27 protein-coding genes and 2 riboswitches are annotated in these 26,802 nt (G+C 29.4%); of the genes, 25 read left to right on the top strand and 2 right to left on the bottom strand.

The features are described from left to right. Positions 1-243 precede the first annotated feature (243 nt). The 13 genes from celB to RDX53_RS03440 all read left to right on the top strand — a co-directional run bounded on the left by celB (position 244) and on the right by RDX53_RS03440 (position 13,552). The gene (gene celB, locus RDX53_RS03495; protein ID WP_195931286.1) at positions 244-1,566 is read left to right on the top strand and encodes a PTS cellobiose transporter subunit IIC; all 1,323 of its coding nucleotides are present in this window, start codon (positions 244-246) and stop codon (positions 1,564-1,566) included. 130 nt (positions 1,567-1,696) lie between these two features. Next, positions 1,697-3,085, top strand: coding sequence for a glycoside hydrolase family 1 protein (locus RDX53_RS03490; protein ID WP_195931285.1), 1,389 nt, complete (start codon positions 1,697-1,699; stop codon positions 3,083-3,085). Further along, positions 3,075-3,977, top strand: a complete 903-nt coding sequence (locus tag RDX53_RS03485) for an ROK family protein (RefSeq protein ID WP_195931284.1) — start codon at positions 3,075-3,077, stop codon at positions 3,975-3,977. Before RDX53_RS03490 ends, RDX53_RS03485 begins: the two co-directional genes overlap by 11 nt. A 19-nt stretch (positions 3,978-3,996) precedes the next feature. Further along, the gene (locus RDX53_RS03480) at positions 3,997-4,311 is read left to right on the top strand and encodes a PTS lactose/cellobiose transporter subunit IIA (RefSeq protein ID WP_195931283.1); all 315 of its coding nucleotides are present in this window, start codon (positions 3,997-3,999) and stop codon (positions 4,309-4,311) included. Positions 4,312-4,381: 70 nt separating this feature from the next. Then, a complete protein-coding gene (locus tag RDX53_RS03475) occupies positions 4,382-5,182 on the top strand; it encodes a type I phosphomannose isomerase catalytic subunit (RefSeq protein WP_195931282.1) in 801 nt (266 codons plus the stop codon). Between the two features lie 125 nt (positions 5,183-5,307). After that, a complete protein-coding gene (locus RDX53_RS03470; protein WP_295734411.1) occupies positions 5,308-6,015 on the top strand; it encodes a flavodoxin family protein in 708 nt (235 codons plus the stop codon). Between the two features lie 159 nt (positions 6,016-6,174). Beyond that, the gene (locus RDX53_RS14015) at positions 6,175-6,393 is read left to right on the top strand and encodes a hypothetical protein (RefSeq protein WP_330605519.1); all 219 of its coding nucleotides are present in this window, start codon (positions 6,175-6,177) and stop codon (positions 6,391-6,393) included. Positions 6,394-6,427: 34 nt separating this feature from the next. After that, positions 6,428-6,628, top strand: coding sequence for a hypothetical protein (locus tag RDX53_RS14010; protein WP_330605518.1), 201 nt, complete (start codon positions 6,428-6,430; stop codon positions 6,626-6,628). Positions 6,629-7,048: 420 nt separating this feature from the next. After that, the gene (locus RDX53_RS03460) at positions 7,049-7,573 is read left to right on the top strand and encodes a GNAT family N-acetyltransferase (protein WP_195931396.1); all 525 of its coding nucleotides are present in this window, start codon (positions 7,049-7,051) and stop codon (positions 7,571-7,573) included. A gap of 87 nt (positions 7,574-7,660) precedes the next feature. Then, positions 7,661-8,362 (top strand): alpha/beta fold hydrolase, encoded by a 702-nt coding sequence (locus RDX53_RS03455; RefSeq protein WP_195931395.1) that lies wholly within the window; start codon positions 7,661-7,663, stop codon positions 8,360-8,362. Between the two features lie 101 nt (positions 8,363-8,463). After that, entirely contained in the window at positions 8,464-10,431 is a 1,968-nt protein-coding gene (locus tag RDX53_RS03450; protein WP_195931394.1) for a sodium:proton antiporter, read from the top strand. Positions 10,432-10,528: 97 nt separating this feature from the next. Further along, on the top strand, positions 10,529-12,547 hold the full coding sequence (locus RDX53_RS03445; protein ID WP_195931393.1) for a molybdopterin-dependent oxidoreductase: 2,019 nt from the start codon (positions 10,529-10,531) through the stop codon (positions 12,545-12,547). Positions 12,548-12,610: 63 nt separating this feature from the next. Next, the gene (locus tag RDX53_RS03440; RefSeq protein WP_195931392.1) at positions 12,611-13,552 is read left to right on the top strand and encodes an ROK family protein; all 942 of its coding nucleotides are present in this window, start codon (positions 12,611-12,613) and stop codon (positions 13,550-13,552) included. 39 nt (positions 13,553-13,591) lie between these two features. On the opposite strand, the gene RDX53_RS03435 is transcribed toward RDX53_RS03440, so the two are convergent. Next, complete coding sequence (locus RDX53_RS03435) at positions 13,592-13,951, bottom strand: CDP-alcohol phosphatidyltransferase family protein (RefSeq protein ID WP_307993711.1); 360 nt, start codon at positions 13,949-13,951, stop codon at positions 13,592-13,594. A 214-nt stretch (positions 13,952-14,165) separates the two neighbouring features. Between RDX53_RS03435 and RDX53_RS03430 the strand changes: the two genes are divergently transcribed. The 10 genes from RDX53_RS03430 to RDX53_RS03385 all read left to right on the top strand — a co-directional run bounded on the left by RDX53_RS03430 (position 14,166) and on the right by RDX53_RS03385 (position 21,435). Beyond that, positions 14,166-14,597 (top strand): flavodoxin, encoded by a 432-nt coding sequence (locus RDX53_RS03430; RefSeq protein ID WP_195929432.1) that lies wholly within the window; start codon positions 14,166-14,168, stop codon positions 14,595-14,597. Positions 14,598-14,957: 360 nt separating this feature from the next. Next, positions 14,958-15,075: riboswitch (FMN riboswitch) on the top strand. 85 nt (positions 15,076-15,160) lie between these two features. Continuing rightward, positions 15,161-16,699: an FGGY-family carbohydrate kinase gene (locus RDX53_RS03425; protein WP_195929431.1), complete on the top strand. Its 1,539-nt coding sequence runs from the start codon at positions 15,161-15,163 to the stop codon at positions 16,697-16,699. A gap of 142 nt (positions 16,700-16,841) precedes the next feature. Beyond that, a complete protein-coding gene (locus tag RDX53_RS03420) occupies positions 16,842-17,405 on the top strand; it encodes a TetR/AcrR family transcriptional regulator (RefSeq protein WP_195929430.1) in 564 nt (187 codons plus the stop codon). Between the two features lie 159 nt (positions 17,406-17,564). Further along, positions 17,565-17,771: a helix-turn-helix transcriptional regulator gene (locus RDX53_RS03415; RefSeq protein WP_195929429.1), complete on the top strand. Its 207-nt coding sequence runs from the start codon at positions 17,565-17,567 to the stop codon at positions 17,769-17,771. Further along, positions 17,772-18,551, top strand: a complete 780-nt coding sequence (locus tag RDX53_RS03410) for a DUF3169 family protein (RefSeq protein ID WP_195929428.1) — start codon at positions 17,772-17,774, stop codon at positions 18,549-18,551. It begins immediately after the preceding gene. Positions 18,552-18,890: 339 nt separating this feature from the next. Then, the gene (locus RDX53_RS03405; protein ID WP_195929427.1) at positions 18,891-19,385 is read left to right on the top strand and encodes an MptD family putative ECF transporter S component; all 495 of its coding nucleotides are present in this window, start codon (positions 18,891-18,893) and stop codon (positions 19,383-19,385) included. 14 nt (positions 19,386-19,399) lie between these two features. Then, positions 19,400-20,035 carry an energy-coupling factor transporter transmembrane protein EcfT gene (locus RDX53_RS03400; RefSeq protein ID WP_195929426.1) on the top strand — a complete coding sequence of 212 codons (636 nt, stop codon included), beginning with the start codon at positions 19,400-19,402 and terminating at the stop codon, positions 20,033-20,035. Further along, the gene (locus RDX53_RS03395; RefSeq protein ID WP_307993710.1) at positions 20,035-20,313 is read left to right on the top strand and encodes a hypothetical protein; all 279 of its coding nucleotides are present in this window, start codon (positions 20,035-20,037) and stop codon (positions 20,311-20,313) included. The genes RDX53_RS03400 and RDX53_RS03395 overlap by 1 nt, the downstream gene beginning before the upstream one ends. A gap of 90 nt (positions 20,314-20,403) precedes the next feature. Continuing rightward, on the top strand, positions 20,404-21,033 hold the full coding sequence (locus RDX53_RS03390; protein WP_295763593.1) for a DUF3267 domain-containing protein: 630 nt from the start codon (positions 20,404-20,406) through the stop codon (positions 21,031-21,033). A gap of 63 nt (positions 21,034-21,096) precedes the next feature. Continuing rightward, positions 21,097-21,435, top strand: coding sequence for a cupin domain-containing protein (locus RDX53_RS03385; RefSeq protein WP_295676535.1), 339 nt, complete (start codon positions 21,097-21,099; stop codon positions 21,433-21,435). A gap of 82 nt (positions 21,436-21,517) precedes the next feature. On the opposite strand, the gene glgB is transcribed toward RDX53_RS03385, so the two are convergent. Beyond that, positions 21,518-23,599, bottom strand: a complete 2,082-nt coding sequence (glgB, locus tag RDX53_RS03380; RefSeq protein WP_307993709.1) for a 1,4-alpha-glucan branching enzyme — start codon at positions 23,597-23,599, stop codon at positions 21,518-21,520. A 180-nt stretch (positions 23,600-23,779) separates the two neighbouring features. After that, a riboswitch (cobalamin riboswitch) is annotated at positions 23,780-23,978 on the top strand. Between the two features lie 350 nt (positions 23,979-24,328). Here glgB and RDX53_RS03375 point away from each other — a divergent pair. After that, positions 24,329-25,669 carry an NCS2 family permease gene (locus tag RDX53_RS03375; protein WP_195929422.1) on the top strand — a complete coding sequence of 447 codons (1,341 nt, stop codon included), beginning with the start codon at positions 24,329-24,331 and terminating at the stop codon, positions 25,667-25,669. A gap of 616 nt (positions 25,670-26,285) precedes the next feature. Beyond that, positions 26,286-26,762, top strand: a complete 477-nt coding sequence (purE, locus tag RDX53_RS03370; protein ID WP_195929421.1) for a 5-(carboxyamino)imidazole ribonucleotide mutase — start codon at positions 26,286-26,288, stop codon at positions 26,760-26,762. The last annotated feature ends 40 nt before the right edge of the window (positions 26,763-26,802 follow it).

Genomic DNA, 26,802 nt, shown 5'->3' with positions numbered 1-26,802 from the left:
AAGGCGTTTTAAAATTAGCAATGGATTTAGTTCATAATAAATAATAATTAATTCAACAATATATTATAGACATGAAAACTAAGCTAATATCAGTAACAGATAATTAATAAATAAGAAACTTATAATCCTATCTGTTCATATCTATTGAATTTAAAAATTTGATTATTTGTTACTGATAAATATAAAGAATTACCGAATTTATAAAAGTTTAAATTAAAAGGGATTTATGGGAGGAGTAATTTTATGTTTGAAAAATTAGAATCAGCAATAATGGTCATGGGGGAAAAGCTAAACAACAATAAAATATTAATGGTGTTACGTGACTCATTCATGCTTGCATTTCCACTTACAATATTCGGGTCAATAATGTTAGTAATAGCAAACTTCCCTTATTTAGGGAAACTAATAGGAGAAGCTAATTTAGCAGCTTTACAAAATGTATTAGGACCAGCTTCAACAGCAACAATGTCAGTTACAACAATATTCGTAACTTTAGGTATAGGATATTATTTATGCAAAGAATTAGGTGGAGAGCCTATCTATGGTGCAACAGTTGCATTTGTAGCATTCTTATTATTAACACCGTTTGAAGCACCAATAGAAGACACAGGCGAAATGTTATCAAGTGTTTTAGCAATAGATCGTCTTGGTGCAAAAGGTATGTTCATAGGTATGTTTGCAGCATTTGGGGCAGCTTACTTATATTCAGCAATAGTAAATAAAAATTGGACAATCAAAATGCCACCAACAGTACCACCAGCAGTATCAAAATCATTCTCAGCATTAATACCAGCGTGTTTAACATTATCACTTTTCTTAATATTAAGAGCAGTATTCGCACTTACACCATGGGAAAATGCCCACGACTTTGTATATCAAATAATTCAATCACCATTAACTAACTTAGGTAAAGGTATAATACCAACATTAGTAGCAATATTTGCAATTCAAATCTTATGGTTCTTCGGTTTACATGGACAAATCATAGTAAACTCAGTTATGGACCCAATCTGGAATACATTAACTTTAGAAAACTTCAATGCATTTAGTGCAGGAGAACAATTAACAAACGTAGTAACAAAACAATTCATGGAAACTTTCACAGTAAGTTTAGGTGGAACAGGTATGACTTTAATTGTAGTAATTTCAATGCTTGCATTTATGAAGAGTAAACAGCTAAAAGAAGTTGGTAAATTAGCAGCTCCAGCAGCGATATTCAACGTAAACGAACCTGTTATATTCGGTTTACCAATAGTTTTAAACCCAATGATATTAATACCTTGGGTGTTAGCACCAATGATATCAACAGGAGTTGCTTATCTTTCAATGTCTACAGGATTAGTTCCAATGACTACAGGGGTGTCAGTTCCTTGGACAGTACCAGTATTATTAAGTGGATTCTTAGCAACTAACTCTATAAGAGGATCTATATTACAGTTAGTACAAATGGCAATAGTATTTGTAGTTTGGTTCCCATTCTTAAAAGCATTAGATAAGAGAAATTATCAAGAAGAGCAAGATTTAGATAGCTTAAAAGGCACTGGATTAGAAGAAGAGGCCAAGTAGTACATAATGAGTAAATTTTAAAAGTTATTTATATAATTCGCAGCCTATTAATTGCAAGTATAGGCTGCGATAAGGTCAACGTAAAAAGGGATAATAAAGTAAATAAAAGATAGAAAAAGGGAGAGAAAAAATGACAGTAGAATATAAATTTCCAGAAGGATTTTGGTGGGGAACAGCAACATCAGGACCACAATCAGAAGGTGCAGGAGATGTAGATGGTAAAAAAATGAGTATATGGGACTATTGGTATAAAGAAGAGCCAGAGAGATTCTTCGATAATGTAGGACCACAAGATACATCTACATTTTATGTTAATTATAAAGATGACATAAAATTATTAAAAGAAACTGGACATAATTCATTCAGAACTTCTATTCAATGGTCGAGATTAATACCAGATGGTGTGGGAGAAGTTAATCCAAAGGCGGTAGAGTTTTATAACAATGTAATAGATGAGCTTATAGCAAGTGATGTATTACCAATAATAAATTTATTCCACTTTGATATGCCGCTGTGTATGCAAGAAAAAGGTGGTTGGGAAAGCAGAGAAGTAGTAGAGGCTTATGCACAATTTGCAAAAAAATGCTTTGAATTATTCGGAGACAGAGTTAAACATTGGATGACGTTTAATGAACCTATTGTCCCTGTTGAAGGTGGATATCTTTATAACTTCCACTACCCAAAAGTACAAGACGGAAAAAGAGCAGCACAAGTTGCCTTCCATACAATGCTTGCAAATGCAAAAGCAATAAAAGAATATAAAGAATTAGGACAAGATGGTCAAATAGGTATAGTTCTTAATTTAACACCATCTTACCCAAGAAGTACAGAGAATGAAGAAGATGTAAAAGCTGCACATATAGCAGATTTATTCTTCAATAGAAGTTTCTTAGATTCGGCAGTATTAGGAGAAGTTCCATCAGAATTAGTAGAATTACTAAAACAATATAATGTATTGCCTGTTTATGAAGATGGGGATGTAGAACTTATTAAAAATAATACAGTTCAATATTTAGGAGTAAATTACTATCAACCAAGAAGAATAAAAGCAAAAGAAAGTGAATATAAAGAAGACGTATTTATGCCAGATATGTTCTTTGATAATTATGAAATGCCAGGACGTAAGATGAATCCATATAGAGGATGGGAAATTTACGAAAAAGGTATATACGATATATGCATAAATATAAGAGATAACTACAACAACATACCTTTCTATATATCTGAAAACGGAATGGGTGTAGAAGGTGAAGAAAAATACATAAATGCTGAAGGTGTAGTTGAGGATGACTACAGAATAGAATTTGTAAAAAATCATCTAAGATGGTTACACAAAGGAATAGCAGAAGGTGCTAATTGTAAAGGATATCATTTATGGACATTTATCGACTGTTGGTCTTGGACAAATGCATATAAAAATAGATATGGACTAATAGCACTAGATTTAGAAACACAAAAAAGAACTATAAAGAAAAGTGGTAGATGGTTTAAAGAGGTAGCTGATAATAATGGATTCTAAAAATGTTATATGTTTTGACATTGGGGGAACTTTTGTCAAATATGGAGTATTAGACTATGAGGGGAATATATTAACGAAGGATTCTTTTAAAAGTAATGCAGATAATGGACAAGAAATCTTAGATAATATGTGCGAAGTAGTTAAAAAATATATAAAGTTATACAAAATCGAGGGAATATCTATAAGTTCACCAGGATTTGTGGATGTTGAAAATGGCATAATTACAGCAGGTACAATAATAGATGGGTTTATCGGACTGAATATGAAAAAATATTTTGGAGATAAATTTGGCTTACCAATTGCGATAGATAATGATGCTAATTGTGCCACAATAGCCGAACACAAACTAGGTAATGGAAAAGGATGCAAAAACTTAGTCTGCGTAACGATTGGTACTGGGATAGGTGGTGGAATAATCATAAATAATGATATTTACCATGGAAGTAAATTTATGGCTGGCGAGTTCGGATTTATGTTTATAAATGGGACAAAAAGAGAAAATCCAGATCATTATATTTATAGCAATTATGCATCTACTAGAGCTTTAGTAGAAAAAGCAAATAAAAGACTACATGAAGAAGTAGATGGAAAAGAAATATTTGAAAGAGCTAAATCGGGAGATATTGATTGTAAAGAAATATTAGATGAATTCTTTGATGATTTATCTTTAGGAATATACAACTTAGCTTATATTTTAAATCCAGATAAAATTCTTTTAGGAGGAGCAATCTCTCAACAAGAATGTTTGATAGATGAGATAAAAGAAAGAATGGATAGATTTGAATATAGCTTTTCAAAAAGTGTAAATGAATATGTTGATATAGACAGATGTAAGTTTTTAAATGATGCGGGACTTGTAGGGTGTCTATGCAACTTTAAAAATAAGTATTAAATAATTAGGGGGAAATAAAATGCAAGCTCAAGCAATCTTTGATATATCATTTCAAATAATATGTAGTAGTGGAGAAGCTCGTAGCATGGCTATGGAAGCAATATCACTAGCTAAAGAAGGGAAAATAGAAGAAGCAAGAAATATGTTAGCAGATGCTAGAACAGAAATAAATAAAGCTCACAAGCATCAAACAAATTTAATAACTTCAGAAGCAAATGGGGAAAAAAATGAAGTTTCTGTATTATTAATACATTCTCAAGACCATCTAATGAACGGAATGACAGTTCTTGATATGGCAGGGGAATTTATAGATTTATATGAAAGAATAAAATAATAATTTATATCTGAACCTTTCATACAGAAAAACTGTCTGAAAGGTTCGTACTATTTAAGGGGGAAATCAAATGTCAATTTTAAAAATGAAACCGTATTATAGCAAAAAAATCTGGGGATACGAAAAATGGAATTTATCAACTCACAGAGCAGGTTCTTCAATAATTGAAGAAAGTGGCCAATCATTAGCAGACTATAGAAAATCACAACTTCCAATATTGATAAAAATTATAAAATCAGAACAATCTCTATCAGTACAAGTGCATCCGGGAGACGAATTTGCAAGAAAATATGAAAATGATAATGGGAAAACAGAGTGTTGGTACATACTTGAGGCAGATGAAGATGCAAAGTTAGTTTGCGGTATTAAAAAAGGTCTTAATAAAGAAAAATTAGATAAAATTATAAAAGAAAATAAACTAGAAGAAAATCTTGAATTTATAAGTGTAAAACCTGGCGACATGATATACATTCCATCGGGAACAGTACATGCAATCGGTGCAGGAATAAAATTAATTGAAGTTCAACAAAGTAGCGATGTAACATATAGATTATATGATTGGGGAAGAAAGAGAGAGCTACATATACAAAAATCATTAGAAGTTATAAATTATGAAGGTGATAATGGCTATGGCAAGATGGAAAACTTTGAAATTTTAGAAACTCCATATTTTAAAGTTGAAAAAATAATCGTAAATACATCGATGCGAGGTAAAACCAATAATAAATTTTGCTCATTTACCATTATACGCGGAAATGGATATGTGATAACTTGTGATAAAAGAATAGAATTAAATCCAGAAGATACTATTTATATAGAAGAAAATACATCTTATGAAATTATAGGAGATTTAGAATTAATAAAAGCATAAAGAATTAATAGAACAAAAAATTTGATAAACTAAAAAAATAATCCTACAATTTAATTAAATTAGATAAATAAAATTTTAAAAGAGAAGTATAAAATTTTAATATAAATTTAATTGGGGGGATTATATTGAAAATTACAGTTATACATGGGCAATCTCATAAAGGTGTTACTTATACAATGACTAAAAATGTATTAGATTTTTTAGTAGGTAAAGAGGATGAGGTATATGAATTTTTTTTACCTAAAGATGGACCAGAATTTTGTATTGGGTGCAATATGTGTTTTCTTAAAGGGGAAGAGTTTTGCCCAGGGGCAGAAAAAGTACAACCGATAATAAAATCTGTGGAAGAATCAGATATAATAATCTTAGATAGTCCAAATTATGTTATGGAGATGAGCGGAAATCTAAAAAATTTAATGGATCATTTTGCATACAGATGGATTACTCATAGACCATATGGCAAGATGTTTACAAAGGTAGGTCTTACTATAAGTTCATCAGCAGGTGCACCAGCAAATAATACTGTAAAATCTATGGCAAAACAACTTAAATGGATGGGAATTCCCAAAGTATATAAATTTCCTTTCATAAGCAATGCATTAAATATTTCGACGATATCATCTAAAAAAGAGGCTGAGCTAAAACAAAAGTCAGAAAAAATCGCATTAAAAGTAAAGAAAAGAGCGAATAAACCAAAAGCTAGTTTAAAGGGGAAAATTATGTTTTATATATTTAGAAAAATGCAAGCATCACCAAGTGCAAGTTGGAATCCTAAAGATAGGGATTGGTGGATTGAGCAAGGTTGGATAAAAAATGTACGTCCATGGAAATAATATAATAAAAATAGTATAAATTTGTTGACTTGGAGTTAACTCTAAGTATTACAATTTTATTAGTATAAAAATCAAACTTAATTCTTATTTTAATCTAATAGAATTTAATTCTAACAAATATAACAATGCTATATTTAAAGTATAATAAGAAGGGGTAACATGTCAAAATCAAAAGTTTATTTCACTAAAGAAATAACACCAAAATCATTAATCAAGATCTATGAAGCATTAAATACTGAATTAAAAGGAAAAGTAGCTGTAAAAATATCAACTGGGGAAGCTGGAGGACACAATTTCTTAGATTCAAATTTAATCAAAGATTTAGTATCAAAATTAAATGGAACAATAGTAGAGTGCAACACTGCATATATCTGTTGATTGTGATTGTAATGCAAATCCAGCAGAACCAGAAATGGACGATATAGGAATATTTGCGTCACTTGATCCAGTTGCAGTTGACCAAGCTTGTGTAGATGCTGTAGTTAATTCATCTGATAAAGGAAAAGCATCTTTAATAGAAAGAATGGAATCTAGAAATGGATATCTTACACTAGAAGCAGCATCTAAATTAGGACTTGGAAGCAGAGAATATGAATTAATAGAAATAAATTAAAAATGGAAAAAATAAACATTAAAAATTTGTATATAAAAAATATCACAGGACATAATATTAGTGTAAAGCAAATACAGATGCAGGAGGTGAAATGTGATGAAAACACGTAGTAACCACAGCATCCATACTAAGGATGCTCCGCCAGAAGCCATAAGCGAGGATGGACCAAAAGACAGGTAAGGTCGGGTGCAGTCTATCAATTGTAACCGACGGTAATTGTTTTACATCTTGAGAATCTACTTATATTTGTACTTAATTGTATGAACTTAAGTAGATTCTTTTGTTTTGCAAAAAATAATTTAAGATTAATTTAAAAGAAAAGTTTTAAATATTAAGCTATAATAGGAATAAAAATGCTTTTTATTTAATTAATAAATAATAGAAGCAAAAGATAAAAGATTAATCTAATGGGGGGAGGTTATGGATAATTTAATACTAGTAAAACCAACAATCGACTTAAAAGAAAAGGCATTAGAGTATAAAAAAGAGCATTTTGATAATGGGGAAGAAATAATAAATGGAAGTGCATTATTAGATAAACTTGATTATGAAGATTGGATAAAACATATCGAAAAAAGTTCTAATCCAGAGACTGTAGATGAAAATTGGGTAGAGGCAAGTACATTTTTCGTTATAAGAGAAACTGACCAAAGAATTATAGGTATGGTAGATATACGACACCACATCAACAAATTTTTAGCTCTTTTCGGAGGTCATATAGGATATAGCGTTAGACCATCAGAAAGAAAAAAAGGATATGGAACAAAAATATTAGAAATGGCACTTAAATATGCAAAAACGATAAACATTCAAAGAGTTATGTTAGCTTGTTATAAGGAGAATGAAGGCTCGAGAAAGATTATTGTAAAATGTGGAGGAAAGCTAGCAGGAGAATATACTTATATAGATAATAAGATAATACAAATTTACTGGATCGACAATTAAAAAAATTAAAGAAAAGAATTGTACTGAATAAAATCCGTGATAAAATAGAGTATTGATAATAGTAAAAATAATTTTTGGGAGAAATATATGACAAAAAAGAAATCTTATTTAAAGAAGATTGTAATTTGTTTATTGACATTGATATTAGTATGTTCGGCTGGATTTTATATCTATGCATCAGATTATTATCATGCAAAAGACTACGAAGTTTCAAATGTTGATATTAAACAACAAGACAATTATACAGTATATGGAGATACCAATAGCAAAACAGGATTTATATTTTATCCTGGAGGGAAGGTAGAGGCAAAATCATACGAGCCAATACTTACAAGTCTTTCAGAAAAAGGTATTTGTGTAGTACTTGTGGAGATGCCATTTAACTTAGCAGTTCTTAATTCTAATGCGGCGGATAAAGTGATGTCTAAATTTAATAACATCGAAAACTGGTACATTGGAGGACATTCACTAGGAGGTGCAATGGCGGCATCATATGCAGCTAAACATCAAGATAACTTAAAAAGCGTTGTTTTATTAGCAGCTTATCCAACAAAGGAACTAGATATTCCTGTTTTATCAATTTACGGAAGTGAAGATGGAGTTTTAAATAGAGAAAAATATAAAGATTCTATAGGAATGGCAAAAAATCTTTCAGAAATTATAATAGACGGTGGAAATCACGCTCAATTCGGAAACTATGGAGAGCAATCAGGCGATAATAAATCAAAGATTTCTAGTGAAAAACAATGGAATCAAACTACAAATGAAATACTAAACTTTATAAAATAACATTAACCCCTTATTTTAAATAAAAATAAGGGGCTTTTTAGTTTAGAATATAAAACAATCTTTTTGGAAAATACTAAAAGAAAAAACAAAGGGAGGGTTTTATGGAACTATTATATGCAATTATAGCGATGCTTTTGGCAATAACCATATCGGATATATTATATGAAATACTCGAAAAAGTACCGTTGATTTTTATTCAGATATTTATGGGATGTATTATTTCTTTTCTACCATTTTTTAAAGAATTTGAGCTAGAACCTGAACTGTTTATGATAATCGTCATAAAACCGCTTATATTCAGTGAGGCGCAACATGTATCTAAGGATGAGCTAAAAAAACATAAAAATGAAATATTTTCTTTATCATTTACACTAGTGATTATAACGATTTTAGTTACTGGAGTATTTATGAAGATTATAATTCACTCAATTCCACTGACAATTATATTTATACTAGCAGCTATGACTATCCCAACAAACGTAAACTTTGTAAAATCAATAAGTTCTAGATTTAAATTTCCAAAAGGTATACTAGCAATATTGGAAGGAGAGTCGTTGTTTAATGATTCTATCGCAATAGTAATGTTTGATTTTGTACTTGCAGCTAGCCTAACAGGAAAGTTTTCGCTTAGTGAGTATGTATCAGAATTTTTATTTATAATAATTGGAGGAATAGTAGTCGGTTTTGTGTTAGGAGTTATTATAGTTCAACTTAGAATTTATATAACTAGAAAAGATTTTGAAAATCCACCAATGATGGTTATCATACAGTTGATAACACCGTTTATTGTATATATTATTGCAGAAGATTATGCTCATGTTTCTGGGATATTAGCAGTAATTGTAGCTGGAATGGTACATATAGTAGAACAACATTTATTAAATCTCAAATCTACCAAGTTACAAGTTATATCAAATATTACATGGGATGTGGTTGAATATGTTTTAGAGGGATTAGTAAGTATAATCCTAGGAATATCAATCCCATCAATCATCAAAGGGATAATGAAAGAAAATAAATCTATGTTTTGGGAGTTAATCTTAATAGCAATATTACTTTATTTTATCGTAATAGGTCTTAGATATGTATGGATTATGATTAATCCTAAAACATTTAAGTTGGAAAAAGAAAACATAAGTAAACACTTATACAGAAGTATTTTTGCTCTTAGTGGAGTTCATGGGACAATAACTTTGGCGACAGCATTATCAATACCTGACAAAATTCCAGAAGATGTTTTATCAAAAAACGATTTAATATTTATAGCAACAATAGTAATTCTAATAAGTTTAATTGTGCCAGCAATATTTTTCCCTTTAGTTTTAAATAAAAAAGAAGAAGATAAAAGTAAATATGATTTTGAAAGTGCGCGACTTAATATAATAACTTATACAATTTCACAATTAGAATTGCTTATGAATGACACCAATTACAAAAGCCTTGGAGTTGTACTTAGAACATTGAGAGGGCAAATGAGCATACTAAAAGAAGAAAGCTCACCTAGACCAGAAAAAAATAAAATACAAGAAATATTTAATTTCACTACAGAAATGGAGATTAATATTGTCGATGAGATAGTGCGAGAAGGAAAAGTATCAAAAGAAGTCGGCGAATTTTATAAATTATATAGTAAATACAACAGGAAAAGATTGAGCTCATTTATTGCAGAGATTAAGATATGGCTTATTAAAAAGAAATTAAAAAGATTATACAAAAAAAGTAACTATAACTCTACAGAGTACTTTAATGAGTTTATGAAACAATTTGATTTTATTAAAGAAACTGTCTGTGAGAGAATATTACAATATTTAAATAAAAATATAAACAACGAAGAATATTATGATATGTCGTTTATGATAGAGTACTATGAAAGAAAAATGGGAAAAGACAACCATAACTACGATTTTAAAGGCGATTATAAAGAAATAAGAACTTACTACTCAAAAGCATTTTCGATAGAACTTACGCTTATTCAAGATTATCTAGAAGGAAATATGATTTCTGCAAAAGTTGCAAGTGAATTGAGAGAACAAGTTTCTTATGATGAAATGATTTATATAAATAAATAGATTATAAATAATTGGAAATATGTTAGAATGTATAAAAATTAAATTTTTTAATTAAAACACAATAATATACAGACATAATATAGGGGGAATATTTACAATGCAGATTAAAAAGACAATATGTCCATATGACTGTCCAACGTCGTGTGGCTTAATTGTAGAAACAGATGGCAAAAAGATAATAAATGTTAAGGGAGATAAAAATCATCCAGCGACACAAGGTGTAATTTGTAGAAAGATGAGAAATTATGAAGAATCTATTCATTCAAATGATAGAATCCTAACGCCGTTAAAAAGAACCGGAAAAAAGGGACAAGGCGAGTTTAAAGAAATAACATGGGAAGAAGCATTAACAGAAATAACTAACAAGTGGAAAGAAATCATAGATAAAGATGGACCAAGTGCAATTTTACCAGTTTATTATTCTGGAGTTATGAGTGTAATTCATAGAAATTGTGGAGATGCATTATTTAATAAAATGGGTGCATGTTCTCTGATAAAAACATTATGTTCATCAGCAAAAGTGGCGGGATATAACTCTGTTATGGGTAATACTGGTGCATTAGATCCAAGAGAATTAAAAGATAGTGACTACTATATAGTTTGGGGAAGCAACATGAAGGCAACGCGTATTCAAGCATTGCCAGACATTATTAATGCGAGAAAATTAGGCAAAAAGGTCGTTCTTATAGAAACTTATTCAAAACCAATGCAAGGCTACTGCGACCAAGTCATATTAATAAAACCGGGGACAGATGGGGCATTGGCACTTTCTATGATGAACGTCATGGTTAAGGAAAATCTACAAGATGAACAATTTTTATTGGAAAAAGCAGAAGGATACGAAGAATTTAAAGAAACATTAAAACAATATACACCAGAGTGGGCAGAGGGTATAACTGGTATTCCAAAGGATATAATTATAAATTTAGCAAGAGAATATGCAAGTGCAAAATCACCAGCCATTATTCTTGGAAGTGGAAACTCTAGATATACAAATGGGGGAATGACAGTTAGACTTATAACAATATTATCAATCTTTACAGGAGCTATAAAATATCCTGGTGGAGGTATATGTGGGACATCACCGACATCTTCATCATATATAGATACAGATATAGTTGCTCGCCCAGATTTTAGAGAAAATAATGCGAGGATGGTAAATCTAAATCAAGTTTCATCAGCCTTAGTAGACGAAAAAAATCCAATAAAAAGTGTATTTGTATATGCATCAAATCCAGTAGGATCTATCAGTAATCAAAATAAAATGATTAGAGGACTTATGAGAGATGATTTATTTACAGTAGTACATGAAAGGTTTATAACTGATACAGCAAAATATGCAGATATAATATTACCAGCTACTTTTTCTGTTGAACAAGATGATGTATATACTTCTTATGGATATTGTACTGTAGCAACTGCAAAGAAGATTATACAACCGCCGTCTCAGTGCAAAAGTAACTGGGAAACTTTCAGTTTACTTGCAAAATACATGGGTTATAAAGACGATTATTTTTATAAAACAGAAAGAGAAATTTTTGATGAATTAATTCAAAAATCATTAGAAAAAGTAGACGACTTAGATAAGACTCAAAAAGATATTTTAAGAAGCGGAGGAGCAGTTTCAACTCCATTTGAAAACCGTTTAGATATAAAAAATAAATCAAGCAAAATAAAAATTATAAATGACGAAATGGAAGAAAGAATTCCACGATATATAGAAAATATAGGACAGGAATATCCACTAAATTTAGTCGCTGTTCCAAGCTGTGAAACATTAAACTCTATATTTTTAGAAAAAGATAAAGTGATAAAACAAAGGGGAAAAATAAAAGTTAAGATAAATTCTAAAAATGCACTAGAGAGAAATATACAAGATGGGGATGAAATAATTTGTTTCAATAATCTAGGTGAAGTTGGATTCATTGCAGAAATAACTGATACAGTAGCGATAAATACTGTCATAGCAGAAGGTGTGTATAATATGGATTTTGCGATAAATGGCAAATTAGTAAATGCACTTCATGATGATAGATTATCAGATATTGGAGAAGCTACAACATTAAATTCAAACACTGTAGAAATAAAAAAGTCAGAAAAACTAGTATATCAATAAAAAATGCATTAAAATAATTAGAGAGAATAACAAAATAAAAAATTAACTAGAAGGGGAAATATTATGTATAGTATAGGCGTAGATGTTGGAGGAACAGGAATAAAAATAGGAGTAGTAAACGAACTAGGCGATATTCTTTATAGAAGTACATGTGAGACAGATGTAAAAGGTGGATTTAATAAAATTATTGCAGACATTAAATTTGCAATTGAAAATATAATAAACGAAAATCATATAGAACATGGGCAAATTAAATCTATAGGATTTGGAATACCTGGTTATATAGACAGACATGGTAAGGCGAATTGTGTAAATTTAAATTGGAAAAAAGTCGACTTTATACAACAATTAAAAGAAAGTTTTCCACAATTTGATGTTTTTGCTGACAATGATGCTACTGTTGCAGGTCTAGCAGAAAGTAAGTTTGGAAGTACAAAAGATACAGACACATCAGTTGTTCTTACGTTGGGAACTGGAGTAGGTGGAGCAATTATTATAAATGGAAGACCGTTTAGTGGTGTTCATGGTGTTGGTTCTGAAATAGGGCATATGATTATTGGAGATGGATGGTATAAATGCAACTGTGGAAATGAAGGTTGCTTTGAAAGTTACTGCTCAGCTACAGCAATTATAAAATATGCTCAAAAACTTCTGGAAGAAGGATATAAAAGTTCAATACTAGCTATGTGTGAAAATAATTTATCTAATATAAATGCAAAGATGATTTTTGATGCATATGCACAAAATGACGAAGTAGCAATATTAGTTATAAATAGATTCAAAAGCTATCTAGCTAAAGGAATAGCAAATATAGTAAATACTCTAGATCCAGGAATAATCGCAATAGGTGGAGGCGTATCTAAATCAGAAGATATTATCTTAGATGGATTAAAAGAGATGGTAAGGGGGCATCTTGTTTATAAAGAAGAGGAGTTTGCAGATATTGTAATAGCTACTTTAGGCAATGATGCTGGAATAATTGGAGCTGCAATATTAGGGCAATAAAATAAAAATAAGTCCGAGTTATTTTATAATTTCTCGGACTTACTTTATATTAAAATAAAATTTTCTATCTAAATCCAAAGAATCCATAGTTAAATCTATTAAAATTTCTTCAATTGCAGTTAGAGTAGCAACTATGAAAATCATAAATAAATTTAAACCCATAGTAGGTACGAATCTAAATAAAATAACAAAAATCATAATCATATCAGGTATACTATCCAATTTTGCCCCAAGTTTACTTGTTGCATTAAATTTTCGGGCGATAAACCCATCTAATACATCTAAAATTCCGCAAATTATATAAATAAATATAAATAATAATTTTTTAGGATTTAAATAAATTAAAAATAGGGAAAAAAATATTCTAAATGATGAGAGAATATTAGGGATAAATTTCATGAAATCACATCTTTCTAAAATTAAATTATATCTATAAGTATAGCAATACCAACCGTTTTATTCATTTATTATAAAAAATAAAAATAAATTAGGAAAAAGTGATTGACAGATTAAGACAGACTTACTATAATTTAAATCAAGATAATGATAATTAATATCAAATATAAATAATTCACAATAAAGATTAATAATCAAAGGAAGGTGGAAATTTAAAATGAGTAAAATAGCAGTAGTATATTGGAGTGGAACAGGAAACACAGAAGCAATGGCTAATTTAATAGCTGATGGTATAAAAGAAGCAGGCGCTGAAGTTGAAGTAGCTACAAGTGATTGCTTTGGAATAGATGATGTAGATAATTATGAAAAAATAGTATTAGGTTGCCCATCAATGGGAGATGAAGAATTAGAGGATTCAGAATTTGAACCAATGTATTCATCAATAAAACCAAAATTAAATGGTAAAAAAGTAGCATTATTCGGATCTTATGGATGGGGAGAATGTGACTGGATGAGAGATTGGGAAGCTGATGCTAAAGCGGCTGGTGCAGTTTTAATGTCAGAAGAAGGATTAACAGTTAATGAAACACCAGAAGGAGACGCTTGTGACGAGTGTAAAGCTTATGGTAAAAAAATAGCACAAGCATAATAAAAATATAAAACCCTAAATATATTCAAAAAAGAGAGTAGATGTAAGAATAGAAATATTTTTAATACATATAGTATTTTATAAATACTACTAATATATGTTTAATATGTAAATATAGTTTATATTGTTTTAAAACCGAAAAATAAAATTTAAAAAGTTAAAAATAAAAATTAAAAATAAAAGTTAAAAAATAAAAAAGTAAATAAAAGTGTTCAAAAAATAAAACTTTAGAGAGATTTAAGCCATATCGAGGGAGGATAAAAAATAGGCAACTATTTTTTAAACCTCCCTTTTCCTCTTTAAAATGTTTTTATTGACATATATTTACAATAATACTACCATCAAATTATAAATAAAAATATATGTCTTCGGGGCAGGGTGAAATTCCCTACCGGCGGTAAAGCCCGCGAACTATTTTTATAGTTGATTTGGTGAAATTCCAAAGCCGACAGTAAAGTCTGGATGAGAGAAGAATGTTTTAGAATTTAGGTAATATGTAGCTCGGAGATATTTTCTTCGAGCTTTTTTAATCCGAAGATATAAGAAATTTGGAGGCATAGTAAATGACGAAGTATTATATTGGATTTGATTGTGGAACTCAAAGTACAAAGACAGCTTTGTATAGGGATGATATGGTTTGTATGGCAAAAACACAAATAGCAACTAATTTAAAATGTCCAAAACCAGAGTGGCTTGAAATGGATGTCGATGATTATTTAGATGGTGTAATTGAAGGTATAAAATACTGTATTGAAGCTAGTGGTATAGATCCCAAAGACATAAGAGCTATTTGTGGAGATGGTGTAATCTGTGGGATTGTAGGTGTAGATAAAAATTTAAACCCTATAACTCCATACATAAATTATCTAGATTCTAGAACAAAAGAAGATGCAAAATGGTTAAATGAAAATGTAGAAAATATATGGGCAAGTGAAAGTGGAAATGCGTATGTAGATTCGTTTTATCCACCATTATTTGCGCGTTGGTTTTTAAAAAATATAGAAGGGTTCAGAGAAAATGGTGCAAAACTTTTGAATAATGGACCTTATGTTTTGGCAAAATTAGCAGGATTAAAAGCTGATGATGCATTTATAGATTGGGCGACTATTTCGGGATGGGCGCTTGGTTATGATGTTATAAATAAAAAATGGTCAGAAAAGCAAATGAAACTTTTAGATATACCTATGAGGATGTTGCCTAAAATAGTTAAGCCATGGGATATTGTAGGGAATCTATGTGATGAAATGGCAGAAAAATTGGGATTACCATCTGGAATACCTATCGTAGCAGGTGCAGGTGATACAATGCAATCTAATATCGCTTGCGGAATAATAAATCCAAACATGGCATCTGATGTAGCAGGGACTTGTTCAATGTTTACTGTAACAACAGATCAAATAAATGAAAAATTGAGCACAAAAGACTCTGGTCTAATTTTCTGTAGTGGAACATTGCCAGATACTTATTTTTACTGGGGATACATAAGAACTGGCGGGTTATCGCTTAGATGGTTTAGAGATAATATTTGTGATAAGGTTGGTGAATCTTCTTATTATGATGAACTACAACAAAAGGCTGAAAAAGTTAAGCCAGGATGTGAAGGTGTATTATTTCTTCCTTATCTACAAGGTGGTTCTGTAGGAATAGAAAATGCAAGTGGAGCGTTTTTAAATTTGACAACAAATACGGACCAAGGAATTATGTGGCGTGCTGTGCTTGAGGCGATAGGTTATGATTATATTTATGTTGCAGACATGTATAGAAATGCAGGGTGTAATTTAGATAGAATTGTTGTGACAGAAGGAGGCAGCAAAAGTTCTTTATGGAATCAAATTAAGGCCGACATGCTAGGAAGTGAAGTAGTAACATTAGAAAATGTCGAAGGTGCAGTACTTTCGGATGCAATACTTGCCGCTTATGCAGTAGGTGACATACACGATTTGAAAAAAGCACTTTTAGATGTAGTTAAAGTTAAAAAAGTTTATACTCCAAATAAAGAAAATACTAAATTTTATAGAGAGATGTTTAAAATTCAACAACAAATAATAAGAAATGATATGAAAAGTGTATTTAATCAACTAGAAAAAATGAGAAGTTTATAAATAGATTTAAAAGGAGCCCTATATATTTTATATATAGGGGGTTATTGTTTGTGGAAAAAATTAGAATTAAATTCGTTGACACATATTCAACACAGTGCTACTATCATAGTGTAAAAATTAAAACAGGGAATTAGGGGGCAAAATGAGGGTATCAAAAGATCCAGAAATAAGAAAACAGGAAATTATAGATGTAGCTATGCAAGTTTTTGCAGAAAAGGGATACGAGACAACAACAATGAAGGATATAGCAAAGGCAGCTGATGTGGTACCTGGTTTGTGCTATCACTATTTTAAAAATAAGCATGAATTATATGAAACAGCAGTAACCCAATATGCTAAAGAATGTAGCGAGCCATTTTTGATTTTATTTAGTAAAATAGATTTATCTTTAGATGAGATAATAAAAAAATTAAAAAGGGTTATGATACAAGGAGAAGAAAATTACAAGTATAAAAAGTTCTTTGATAAGACAGATAATGAAATTTTCCACAAACAACTAGAATTTTACATGTCAAAAGAAATAGAAAGACCTATGAAAAAGTATATTCAACATAAAGTAGATAAGGGAGAACTTCAAGTAGAAGATGTTAATTTATTTACAAAATTTTTTATAGGTGGTCAAATGGCTGTTATAAATTGTAATGAAGAAGAATTTAATGATAAGATAGAATTTTTATCAAACATAATTAATGCTTTTAAAAAATAAATTTAAAAATATATAACTAAAAGAGTAGTCTATACAGGCTGCTTATTTTTTTGTAAAAAATATTAAATAATGGTTGACAACTATGCTTGTCATATCATATTATTAATTATGACAAGAATAATTGTCATAATGACAAAAATAATAGTCAGGAGGGGTTATATGCCATTATATAATCGTTTAAAAGAATATAGAGCAAAGATAAAAGTAAACCAAACAGAAATGGGAAATTTAGTCGGAGTATCGAGACAAACAATTAGTCAAATTGAGCGTGGTGATTATTCACCATCAGTAACACTAGCACTTAAGATTGCGAAAGTCTTAAATGTAAGTGTAGAAGATATTTTCAGTTATGAGGAGGAAAAATAAATGAATAATAATCGTGTAGAAGAAATTAAAAAAGAAGATAAGAAGGCTTTTAAAAGTTTTATCATTGTAATGATTATATCAGCGATGGGAGGAGCTATAATAGGTGGAGGCTCTATATATTTACAAAAACATATTGGAGATGAGTTATCAGATTTTCTTCTAAATATACTTATGACAATTACACCTTATGCAAGTTTAGTGTTATCTATATTAGTAACAATAGTGAGTGTTATTGTTTATAATAGCTCAAGAAAAAAATTAAAATTATGGAATCAATCAGATGAACAAGATGAAATTATAGATAATATAGAAGTAAAATTATCATACGTATTATTATTTGCGTCAGTAAATTTAATAATTGGATTCTTCTTCTTTGGAGCTGGAATGGGATTATTATCTGAAGACTCATATGCAAAAGTAATTTCATTTTTCATTGGGTTCGTAGTATGTATATTATCAACTATATTAATTCAAAATAAGGTTGTTAACTTAGAAAAAGAAATAAATCCATTTTTAAATGGTAGTGTATATGATTTTAAATTTAGCAAAAAATGGATTGATAGCTGTGATGAGGCAATAAAATTAAATATATACAAAAGTTCTTTTAAAGCCCATAAATCAGTTACTAATACATGCTTAATACTTTGGATAATATGTGTAATTGGATATGATTTCTTTGATTTTGGAATTATGCCACTAGTAATGGTTACAATTATATGGTTAGTTCAAACAGTTTCTTATTGTAGAGAATCAATTAAATGTTCAAAAAATAATCTTTAGGAAGTAGAGGATCATCACTTATATATAATTTCGGTGTAATAAGTATTTCTTATTGTATATGTTTTGGAATGAAGGCTGGCATAATTATAGGAATGACAATAAAGAAAAGCAAGGCGTATAAATAAATTATAGAAAAGTAGGTTAACTAAACCTACTTTTTTTATGAGCGAAAATTATCTTTATATGTAAATATTTACAAAAATAAGTTGAAATAATACGATAATGATAATTGTTATTGAATAATAATTAAAATATATTAACAATTAAAATCAATATGATGAAGAGTAAGTAAGTTAAATCTAAGTAAATAAAAAACAATAAAGTGAATAGGGGGAAATTATGAAAGAAAACAAACTTATGATACAAGATTTAATTTCAATAGGAGTGTTTACTGCTATTTATTTTGTACTTGTTACAATTGCTACTTTTGCAACAAGTGCTATTATACCAGGATTATCGTATGTATTGATACCAGCTTTAATATCTGGTTGTGTATATATGTTATTAGTAGTCAAAATTCAAAAATTTGGAGCCATAACAATTATGGGATTAGTAATGTCGATATTTTTCTTTTCATCAGGGCATTTCATATTATCATTTGTAACAAATATAGTTTTTGCAATAATTGCTGATTTAATAGGATATATAAGTAAATATAAAAATAAAGCTATGATTTTGCTAAGTTATATTGTATTTTCTTATGGATTAATGGGTCCTGTACTACCAATGTGGTTTTTAAAAGATCAATATGTATCAAATCTTGTGGCAAGAGGAAAAGATGCAGTATATATTGAGCGTTTATTTGAATACATATTACAAAATTATGTTTATTAATTATATCGAACTTAATGTTATTTTTACATGTAAATGAAATTACAGAAGCAATTATAACATTTTTATTATTAGTACCATTTTTCTTATCAGGGAAAATAAAAAGTGGTATAAAGTTAGCGATAATGTATTATGGATTTTTAATGATTGATTATTTTTGTATTCCACTATTAAATGACCGTATAGCAATTTTAGTTTCTATGGTTGTAGTTTCACTACGTATGATACTACCTTGTATTATAGCTGGAACATATGCATTTATGACGACTACGGTGAGCGAATTTATATGTGCATTAAGAAAAATTCATGTACCTGAATGTATGATTATACCATGCATGGTAATTATTCGTTTCTTCCCAACAATAAAAGAAGACTATAGTCAAATAAGAAATGCGATGGCTTTTAGAGGTATAGGGGTAGGAAAATTTAGTTTAATAACACAGCCAATGAAAACTTTAGAATATATTATTATTCCGTTATTGATGAATGGAAATAATGTATCACAGGATTTATCGATAGCAGCTCTTACTAAAGGGATTGGAGTAAAAGGAAATCATACTTGTGTAGAGCAGATAAAAGTAAAAGCTATAGACTACATATATATATTAATTTGTATATTACCACTTATTCTCTTTAAGAAGGGAGTAATATAATGAACAATAATATTGAAATAAAAGATTTATACTATAAATATCTTAATACAGAAAGTACAACTCTTAACAATATAAACCTAGATGGTGATGTAGATTTAGGTATAGATAGAGATTTAAGTTTTAAATTTGATTCAAGTAAAAATCCTGATGAAATAGATATTAATTTTAATAATATTTCTAAATATGGTGAAAGTTTTTATGGTGAATATGGAGAAAATCCTAAATACACTATAAAAGCAGTAAGTGATATAGGAAATATTAAAATAGAATATAGATAATATATTTTACTAAAAGTAGTATATAATTCTCGTGATTATATACTATTTTTAGATATTACATAATTTATAAGGCTAAATTAGGAGGAGTATATGGAAAAAGAAAAGAGGAAGTTGAGTAAGGGTGAAGAAAAACGAAAAAAATTGTACGAAGAGAAGAAAAAAGAATTAATTGAACAAGGTTATGAAGAAAAAGATTTAACAATAAGTGTAGTATATGCAAATATTATGGCGCTTGTATTGGGGTTACCTATAATAATATTTCTATTTATAATATTTATCTACCAAAATCAAAGCGGAGTCTATAGATTTTCGTTCAAAGAGCCTATATTATTCTTAGTTGTATTTGCAATATTAATTGTTTTGCATGAATTGATACATGGAATAACTTGGTCAATTTTCGCAAAAAATCATCTTAAATCTATAGAATTTGGATTAATAATAAGTAGTTTAACACCTTATTGTTGTTGCAAAGATATGCTTACAAAATCTCAATATATTATCGGTGGAATTATGCCGACTGTGGTTTTAGGAATAATCCCAGCATTAATCTCGATATTTACAGGTTCAGTATTTTGGTTTATTATGGGCGAATTGATGATATTGTCTGGTGGTGGAGATATGACGATTTTACTGAAATTATTGAGATATAAAAGTGATAAAAAAGAAATTCTTTATATGGATCATCCATATGAGTGTGGGTTAATTGTGTTTGAGAGATAAAGTGTACTATAATATCTTTATAGCATAATTTATATGTTAATAAAAAACAGGGGGATAACAATAATGATATTAGATTTTAACAAAATCGAAGAAAAAGCATTAGCTAATTTTAAAGGTGGGGAAAAGGCGCTAAATGCAAAAATGAATGTAGATGAAAATAATAAAATATTAGGTGGAAGATTAGAACCAGGGGCATCAATAGGAGAACACACACATGAAACTAATAGTGAAATAATATTTTTTACATCTGGTAAAGGTAAAGTAATATATGATGGGAAAGAAGAAAGGGTAGAAGCTGGATTATGTCACTATTGCCCACAAGGTCATACTCATACATTGATAAATGATAGTGATGATGATTTAACTTTTTATGCTGTTATACCAGAACATCCAGCAAAATAGAAATTAACTTAGATATAAATAAGTATAAATAAAAAGAGGTTCAATAGTTTTTAGACTATTTGAACCCCTTTTTAATTAAATTTTATTCTATAACTCTATATATTTTTGCTGAGAATCCTGGTAGATGTACTGAAACTTGATAGTTTTTGCCAGCACCAGCTAATTCTTTCTTAGAAAGATGGACTGGATTTTCTAATAGAGTATATTTTACATCAACATGTGGAGTGTGAGTATTTTTACAGTGTAGATGTCCGGCATCTTGGTGCCAAAGGTCAACAGATTCTACTATTTCTGGTATTTGTTCACTTTTACCACCGTATTTTAGCCAGTCAGTATTTAAAATTAATTCAAGTTTTACTGATTCATCAAATCTAACTTCATAATTTTCGTAATCATCACAAAAAGCATTTAAGAAAATAACAATTCTCTCATCACCATAAATTCTTTCATATACATATACACATTTCTCCATATCATCAGCTTGAATCCACTTATAAGATTTATCTGAGTATTCATTTTTATATAAAAGAGGAGAATAAATGTAATAACCATTAAGATCAGATATAAATCTATGGAAAGAATCGTGAGCAGGATATTTTAATAAATCCCAGTCAAGAGGCTTTGTTTCATCCCATTCTCTAAAATGTCCAAGTTCATTACCCATAAAGTTTAATTTTTTGCCTGGGTGTGTAAACATGTAAGTATAAAGAAGTTTAGCTTGTCTAAACTTATCTTCATAAGAGCCCCACATTTTATCTAATATAGTTCTTTTTCCATGAACAACTTCATCATGTGAAAAAGGTAGAAGGAATTTTTCGTTATAAAAATACATCATAGAGAATGTTATTTGATGATATGCTTGTCTTCTTTCCCAAGGTGATTTTTGAAAATATGAAAGAGTATCATTCATCCATCCCATATCCCACTTATAATCAAAACCAAGACCACCATCTTCAACAGGTTCAGTAACTTTAGGATAATTTGTTGAATCCTCTGCAATCAACATAATATCTTTATGATTTTCTTGAAGGTGTTGGTTCATATTTTTTAAAAACTCAATACCGCCTTCATTTATACCTCTGTTAGAGTCGCCCTTCCAATAAATAAGGTTGCTTATAGCATCCATACGAAGACCATCAATGTGGTAAACTTCAATCCAAAAGTTTGCAACAGATTGAAGGAAACTTTTTACTTCGCCTCTGTAATAATTAAAGCTATGAGAGCCCCATTCAGTATATCCAGTGTCGTGACTTGGATATTCATAAAGTGCACCACCGCCAAATCTTCCTAGTGAATAAGAATCAAGCGCAAAATGAACAGGGACATAGTCCATAATTACACCTATATTTTCCCTATGGCATAAATCAATAAAAGCCATTAGATCTTCAGGTTTACCATATCTAGCAGTTGGGCTAAAGAAACCTGTTATTTGGTATCCCCATGAACAATCAGATGGATGTTCACACAAAGGAAGGATTTCTATATGAGTATAGTTATTTTCCTTTACATATTTTATAAGCTCTGGAGCTATTTCCATATAGTTAAACCATCTCTCTGTAATATCTATCGGTTGATTCAAATCGTACTCACTATTTATATAGTTTTCTAATTTTAGGTCATGCCCAAGTTGGTCCGCACTTATACTATTATCAGCTCCTACATTGGCACATTGTTTAATAACTCTTGCCCTTGAAACTTCTTCATTACTTTTATGTTTCCATGAACCGAAGTGAAGTTCATAGATGTTTAGTGGTCTATCTAAGTTTTTACTTCTGTTTTCCATCCAGTTTTGGTCGTTGAATTTATATGTACTTAAGTCCACAATTCTAGATGCATTTTTAGGTCTAAGTTCCATATAAAATGCATATGGATCAGTTTTTTCTACGCAATTACCGTACTGGTCGAATACTAAATATTTATAATACATCCCCAATTTAGCATCCTCTGAGAAGTAAGTAAATATACCACTACTTCCCATTTGTGTCATTTTCCCCTTATTTCCATCCCAATCATTGAAGTCACTTACAACTTGTACTTCTTTTGCATCGGGGGCATAAACCCTGAAAATAATTCCTTTAATACCATTCTCCCTACTAACATGAGCCCCAAAAAACTCATAAGCATCAAACATAGTTCCGCAATAAAAATCATGCATGTTTTTCATATGTTTATCATCCTTTCTAAATATATTTAGTGGGTTTTTATTTATACTTTTATTATATATAAAACCTCTTTATAAGAACAACAAAATTAAGTATAAACCAATAAAAAACTCACTCTTGTATGGTGAAAAGATTTATTGACAAATAATTCCATCTTGTGTTAGTATTTTATCATAGAAATGAATATTATTATGATATTAAGTGGTCAAATTTTATGAGAAATTTGAATAAAAGGAAATTAGGTTAGAATCCTAAGCGATCCGGTCACTGTAATCTAGGGAGCAATACTTAATATATCCATTGCATGCCATTTGTATGTGAGAAGGGAAGTAACGCGTTGATCTGTAAGCCAGGAAGCCTGCTTAATATTAATTTTATTAGGAGAGCTTCCGCGAGAGCACCACCTAAATATCATGATAACCAAGGGATTATTCTATACTTTTTTAATATAAAAGAATTTAATTTTAAGTTTATTTAAAATTTATTTTGATTGAAAGAGTATAAAATGAAATCTTTGAGTATATAAGATATTAGTGGTGTCTACTTTATTTGAAGTAGGCACTTTTTAATTTTAATAAAATTTTATAATTATAGAGAATATATTATATATATTCCTTATAGTTTAAAAATTGGACTCTCCTCAAAATTGAATAAATTTATATATTTCATTTCTAGACTATATTTATTTCTAGTTTTGATAAAAGAGGTATCAAATTATAAGGGGGAGAGATATGCAAGTTACACAGGAAAAAGTAAGTCAAAAAGGTATACTAGAGAAAGTATTTAAGTTAAGTGAGCATGGTACAAATGTCAAAACTGAGGTTATAGCTGGTTTAACTACATTTATGACGATGGCATACATACTAGCAGTAAACTCAAATATGTTAGCAGATGCTGGAATGGATGCAGGTGCAGTATTTGTTGCAACTGCATTATCAGCTACGGTTGCATGTTTTGTTATGGCGTTTTTATCAAATTATCCAATTGCTCTTGCTCCAGGGATGGGACTAAATGCATTTTTTGCATATACAGTAGTTTTACAAATGGGATATACATGGCAAATGGCATTATTGGGTGTATTTATAGAAGGAATTTTATTTATTATTTTAACTGTTACAAATTTAAGAGAACAGATAATAAATTGCATTCCAAATGATCTTAAAAATGCAGTTACAGCAGGGGTGGGATTATTTATCGCTGCTGTTGGAATGAGCAATGCGGGGCTTATAAGTACAGCAAGTGGAACATTAGCATTAGCAAATATGCATGACCCACTTGTAATATTGACAGTAGCTGGTCTAGTTATAGCAGGAATATTAGTATGTAAAAATGTAAAAGGAGCATTATTATTATCTATATTGCTTACATCATCAATTGGAATGATTACAGGTATAGTCGCTTTGCCAAGTGCAATAGTATCATTTAACATTCCATCATTAGCTCCTACTTTTATGCAGGCTTTTACAGTTCCAGTAGAGCAAATATTTAGTTTAGATATGGTGATAGTAGTATTTACTTTCTTATTTATGGATTTATTTGATACTGTAGGATTTTTAGTAGGTGTAGCTGCTAAAGGAGAATTAATCGACGAAAATGGAAAAATACCTAAAGCAAAACAAGCTATGTTGGCAGATGCAATCGGAACTACAATAGGGGCTATGCTTGGTACATCAACAGTTACATGTTTTATGGAGAGTACAGCAGGGATAAGCGAAGGTGGAAAAACAGGATTAACAACATTTACTGTTGGAATATTATTTGTATTATCTTTATTTTTAGCACCTCTATTTATAGCTATTCCATCACAAGCCACAGGAGCAGCACTTGTAATTGTAGGTGTTATGATGGCAAGTTGTTTTAAAGATATTGATTTCGATGATTATACAAATGCTATACCAGCGTTTTTAACATTTATATTAATGCCACTTACTAATAGTGTTGGTGATGGAATAATATTCGGTATAGTATCTTATACTTTATTAAAATTAGTTACTAATAAAAAAGAAGATATAAATATTTCATTAATAATATTGAGTATAATATTTATATGTAGATTTATATTCTTAAAGTAAATGACTCATAGTAAATAAAAATTATAAAAAAGTATTTAAGGGATTTGAATTATAGAGAAAAGCTGTTGCATAAATTGAGGGGATTTTATGCAACAGCTTTTTGATTCTATTTATTTTTGATTTTTAATATAATATAAAATGATTTTATTATAGTAAAAATATTTAAAAGTTTAAAAAAAATATCACAATATATCAAAAAAGATGTAAAATGTAGATATCAGATGTATTTCAAACATACCAATCTATTAGTAATTAAAAATTAAGATTGCTAAATCTCACAAAAATAAATTCAGAATATAAAATATCAAAATTATCACCAAGGGATTATAAAACTAAAAGTTTTAAGTAATAGAATTTAAAATTAAATTTTAAAATTATAACAGGCTTAATTGGAATGTTCGTAATTTTAATTGAAATTAATAATAAATCTAATTAGCATATAGTATTGTTAATAAAAAATTTAATTTATGAAAAAATACATTGATAAACTATGAATATTAATATAAAATACAAGTGTATAGTTCGTTAAAATAATTTTGAAAATTAATAAAGACTTTTTAATTTGATGAAAAATAAAAATTTATATAAGTATATTATTAATGGAGGCAAATAAATTATGAAAGTTGCAATCGTTATGGGATCTAAATCAGATTACTCTAAGTTAGAAGAAGGAATTAATTTTTTAAAAAAATATGATGTAGAAGTAATTGTAAGGATATTATCTGCACATAGAACGCCGAAAGAATTAGTTTCTTTTATAGAATCAATAGAAGATGAAGTTGATGTGATAATAGCGGCAGCAGGAAAAGCAGCTCATTTACCGGGAGTTATTGCTGCATCAACATTAATACCGGTAGTTGGATTACCAATAAAATCATCTACTATGGATGGTATGGATTCATTACTATCTATGGTTCAGATGCCAAAAGGAATACCAGTAGCTACAGTAACGATAGATTCAGGATTAAATGCAGCATTGATGGCAATGCAAATAATGAGCATAAAATATCTTAAATTAAAACAAGACTTAAAATTATACAGAAAAGAAATGGAACAAAAAGTATTAGACGATGATAAAAGTATAAATCAATAAATAAAAATTAAAGTACATAAGCAATATAGTGACAATAGAT

Origin of the sequence: uncultured Intestinibacter sp., assembly GCF_902468165.1 — a bacterium.
Classification (GTDB): domain Bacteria; phylum Bacillota; class Clostridia; order Peptostreptococcales; family Peptostreptococcaceae; genus Intestinibacter.
Note: the sequence above shows the minus strand (reverse complement) of the source record. Positions and strands in the feature narration are given on the sequence as shown.

Coding starts and splice junctions, on each gene's coding strand:
- RDX53_RS03410 (WP_195929428.1), top strand. CDS start 17,772: ATGAATAATAATCGTGTAGAAGAAATTAAAAAAGAAGATAAGAAGGCT.
- glgB (WP_307993709.1), bottom strand. CDS start 23,599: ATGAAAAACATGCATGATTTTTATTGCGGAACTATGTTTGATGCTTAT.
- RDX53_RS03435 (WP_307993711.1), bottom strand. CDS start 13,951: ATGAAATTTATCCCTAATATTCTCTCATCATTTAGAATATTTTTTTCC.
- purE (WP_195929421.1), top strand. CDS start 26,286: ATGAAAGTTGCAATCGTTATGGGATCTAAATCAGATTACTCTAAGTTA.
- RDX53_RS03485 (WP_195931284.1), top strand. CDS start 3,075: ATGGATTCTAAAAATGTTATATGTTTTGACATTGGGGGAACTTTTGTC.
- RDX53_RS03475 (WP_195931282.1), top strand. CDS start 4,382: ATGTCAATTTTAAAAATGAAACCGTATTATAGCAAAAAAATCTGGGGA.
- RDX53_RS14010 (WP_330605518.1), top strand. CDS start 6,428: ATGGACGATATAGGAATATTTGCGTCACTTGATCCAGTTGCAGTTGAC.
- RDX53_RS03385 (WP_295676535.1), top strand. CDS start 21,097: ATGATATTAGATTTTAACAAAATCGAAGAAAAAGCATTAGCTAATTTT.
- RDX53_RS03450 (WP_195931394.1), top strand. CDS start 8,464: ATGGAACTATTATATGCAATTATAGCGATGCTTTTGGCAATAACCATA.
- RDX53_RS03460 (WP_195931396.1), top strand. CDS start 7,049: ATGGATAATTTAATACTAGTAAAACCAACAATCGACTTAAAAGAAAAG.
- RDX53_RS03425 (WP_195929431.1), top strand. CDS start 15,161: ATGACGAAGTATTATATTGGATTTGATTGTGGAACTCAAAGTACAAAG.
- RDX53_RS03430 (WP_195929432.1), top strand. CDS start 14,166: ATGAGTAAAATAGCAGTAGTATATTGGAGTGGAACAGGAAACACAGAA.
- RDX53_RS03455 (WP_195931395.1), top strand. CDS start 7,661: ATGACAAAAAAGAAATCTTATTTAAAGAAGATTGTAATTTGTTTATTG.
- RDX53_RS03415 (WP_195929429.1), top strand. CDS start 17,565: ATGCCATTATATAATCGTTTAAAAGAATATAGAGCAAAGATAAAAGTA.
- RDX53_RS14015 (WP_330605519.1), top strand. CDS start 6,175: ATGTCAAAATCAAAAGTTTATTTCACTAAAGAAATAACACCAAAATCA.
- RDX53_RS03420 (WP_195929430.1), top strand. CDS start 16,842: ATGAGGGTATCAAAAGATCCAGAAATAAGAAAACAGGAAATTATAGAT.
- celB (WP_195931286.1), top strand. CDS start 244: ATGTTTGAAAAATTAGAATCAGCAATAATGGTCATGGGGGAAAAGCTA.
- RDX53_RS03445 (WP_195931393.1), top strand. CDS start 10,529: ATGCAGATTAAAAAGACAATATGTCCATATGACTGTCCAACGTCGTGT.
- RDX53_RS03375 (WP_195929422.1), top strand. CDS start 24,329: ATGCAAGTTACACAGGAAAAAGTAAGTCAAAAAGGTATACTAGAGAAA.
- RDX53_RS03395 (WP_307993710.1), top strand. CDS start 20,035: ATGAACAATAATATTGAAATAAAAGATTTATACTATAAATATCTTAAT.
- RDX53_RS03440 (WP_195931392.1), top strand. CDS start 12,611: ATGTATAGTATAGGCGTAGATGTTGGAGGAACAGGAATAAAAATAGGA.
- RDX53_RS03390 (WP_295763593.1), top strand. CDS start 20,404: ATGGAAAAAGAAAAGAGGAAGTTGAGTAAGGGTGAAGAAAAACGAAAA.
- RDX53_RS03400 (WP_195929426.1), top strand. CDS start 19,400: ATGTTATTTTTACATGTAAATGAAATTACAGAAGCAATTATAACATTT.
- RDX53_RS03490 (WP_195931285.1), top strand. CDS start 1,697: ATGACAGTAGAATATAAATTTCCAGAAGGATTTTGGTGGGGAACAGCA.
- RDX53_RS03480 (WP_195931283.1), top strand. CDS start 3,997: ATGCAAGCTCAAGCAATCTTTGATATATCATTTCAAATAATATGTAGT.
- RDX53_RS03405 (WP_195929427.1), top strand. CDS start 18,891: ATGAAAGAAAACAAACTTATGATACAAGATTTAATTTCAATAGGAGTG.